The following is a 3,093-nucleotide window of genomic DNA, read 5'->3' as shown; positions in this document are numbered from 1 at the left end:
CGTGGAGATATTTTAGTGCTTCTTCCACTTCCTCGTCCATTACATTTACATTGTCAATACTCTGCATATATGTGACAAAGCCTTTATGGAAGTTGTTTGCAGATGGTATGAGTAAATTACCAAAGTCTGTTTTTAAAGTATCGTATCCGTTGATTGTATTTTCCAGCAAACTTGGATTTTTCATGCTTTCGGGATCACTCACTACACGCATAAGATTGTCTATGAATTCCCTTATTTCAGGAGTACAATCTTCGATATTTTTTAATGACCAAAGTGGATAGCCTTTTTCCTTACAATACACATGAAGTACTGCCCAACGAGCATCTTTCAGACTACTGATATCAGAATAGCCCTTCAATTTATTCAAATTGAACATTCTAATAAGGCTTTTGCAAACTCGACCAGCTTCCTTACTCTCGAATATGAAATTCAGTTTGTTGTTTGTCTTACCATTTTCCCATGCTTTGAATAATTCGACAACATCTTCTACAAGATGCTGAGCAGTACGCTGTTTTCCGTTAGTATCAAAGATTATATTGACATACTTGCGCATGGCGAAGGCTACCATTGCCATTGGTGCATAACTTTGGAAGAGTCCAAAAGGTGCTTCTGTCAAACCTATGAGCTTATCACCAAGGTTAAAGCTTTGATTCTTGCTAGTATGGCGACCACTGAGCCATTCATCCACATAGTCACAGACTTTCTTCAGTGGATGATTGGGCGAGATGGTATCCTTCCATTGTAAGTTATCGTCTACACTGTCTTGCAATAAGAACTCCACATGACGAGCGGGGCCTCCACACTTATCTATAATATCTTGCTTCGTATTATAACTTAACACGGCATCAACCGTGGCTTTCACAGATGCTTTTTTCCAATAAGTTGCACTAAATTTTGTTCGTATGGTTTCTAATGATTCAGGACCACTTGTGAAAATACTCGGCGCGATACTACCATTGATAGTGCTAGTCATTTTACTACCAACAATGGTCATGCTGTCACCATTGAGATAGAACGTCACATTGTTGCCACGCATTTTATTAACCCATTGCTGTATCATTTCAGCGGCCTGCTTAGTGTAGGTCTGATACTGTTGCGGTAAGCCATGACTTTGTGCGCATTGTGCATTTGCCTGGTATTCAATAAAACGTTCATATTCTTTATCACCCATAATTGCCTCAATAACGACAAAAGAAATGGTAGTGAAGCGCTCATCCTTGCAATTTTTCTCTGCTATCTCTTTCAAAAGCAAAAGTTCTTGATTGTTGCGAGCTACCATAATAGCGAGAAAAACTTCATAGGGCTGCGTCTGTTTCTTTGCATTTGCGATTTGATTCATTAGGGTATACTCATTACCCTGTATGCCAAAAAAATGAAATGCATATGGGCGTGCCACTTGTGATAAATTTCTTGTAAAAATATTGGAGGCTGTACTACCGAACTTAATTACTTGATCAGTAAACAAGAAACTCGAAGTTTTTAATTCTTGTTTTATCTTTTGTATTTCATCTCCTGGCAGGGCTGTGAATAGAATGGAAAAATTGCCGTTTGGCTGGCGCTGAATAATGCTTTTATCATTAAAAAAATCAAGAATGGTGGGCAGATCGTCTTGTTCCTTAGTTCCAGAGAAAAGATTATAGACATTCTCTTCACTAGGTGTAACAGTATCGTTGTTGGCTATATTGTTAAGAGCATTAAGTAATAGGATACCTTTGAAAACCTTCAAATAACAATCACCTTGACTTTCTACAGCTAAGTGGTGACTATTATATCTTTCAGTAACGGCACCAAATTTAGTACTATCACTTTCAAAGAATTCTTGTACATAGTCCCATAGATAATCAGCTGTAATAGTTTGCTCTGCCTTATAGGCTTCATCATCATCAAGGAACTCGTGCACGGCATCACTAGCCAGAAATTCAAATACACTTCTACTGCTGGATCCTGCTTCACGAGCATAATAAGTTGCAAGATTTGCTGTTGCTGGATGTAGTGGGAATAAATTTTTTATATTTTCTATCGTCTGTTCTGTATCTGTACTGGTGGTGCTGAACATCTCCAATAATTCTGGATGGATGTTAAAGAAACGATCCTGACGCATCATGTACAAAGTATAATTTACAATCTCAAACTTTTTCGACATAATTTTGAATGCCGAAACTGGTTCCATATTGTAGATTATATAGTGATAGCGTCCTTTGGTTTTTTCGCGTTCTTCTTCTTTAAGCGTATTTAGTGCAGAAGGATGAGATATAAACAAGAAGTAAGAGTCATTCTCTGCATTCATCATAGCTTCTGCAAGTTCCTGAAGTTGTACTAACAAACGGGTTCCTATACTTGAAGTCATTACTTCAGTAAATTCATCCCAAATAATCAATAAACCATTGTAATCAGTTTTCTCTCGAAGGGCATTTTGCACCTCAAATATCCATTGCTTAAGATTATTGCTCTGTAAACGAATATCATAACCTCCTATACGCAAAGCTTGGCGTACACTTTCAAGCACATCTGTATCAGCGGCTCTCAGGCGTTGCTTCAGTTTATTAGTATCAGGGGCTACACTTGCAAGCTGAGCACTCTGTTCAATAAGATTTTCCCAAAATTGTGGTTGATTCTCAACATGTTGAACATACATATCAAAGTCTGTCTGTACTGTGATATCAATCTTTGCTGCTGAAAGTGCACGTTTTATTTCACGTTGCATTTGGAGTGATAGGTCCTCCTCATGAGCAATGTTCTGATAGCCATACATATTTACGGGAAAAAGACGCTTCTTCTCTCGTAGTTGTAGTAGGCTGTTGCGCAAAATATCATGCTTTTCTTTCTTATATTCATCCTCCACATATTCACGAATATCTTCTATGGGGTCACACAACAGATGTTGAATGACAGCACCGGCATGGCTCTTTCCTGTACCGTATGTTCCAGCAATCCAGATAGACTTATGGTTATCTGCATCGTTGTTGCGTACGGCACTGATTACTTTTTGCAAAACTTCGTTAAACTGATCGTTAGCAATAAAAAATTTCCATTCTCCATTGCTCTCCTCCTTAATATTATAGGCGGGACGCATTTGTCTAAGCGTCACTATTT

General features: G+C 38.2%; 1 protein-coding gene. It reads right to left on the bottom strand.

All coding sequences use genetic code 11. The features are described from left to right. Positions 1-3,091: hypothetical protein (locus tag ABLA33_RS09945; RefSeq protein ID WP_347720181.1), on the bottom strand; the 3,091-nt coding region annotated here is incomplete at its 3' end. Positions 3,092-3,093: the final 2 nt, after the last annotated feature.

Origin of the sequence: uncultured Alloprevotella sp., assembly GCF_963536905.1 — a bacterium.
GTDB lineage: Bacteria > Bacteroidota > Bacteroidia > Bacteroidales > Bacteroidaceae > Alloprevotella.
Note: the sequence above shows the minus strand (reverse complement) of the source record. Positions and strands in the feature narration are given on the sequence as shown.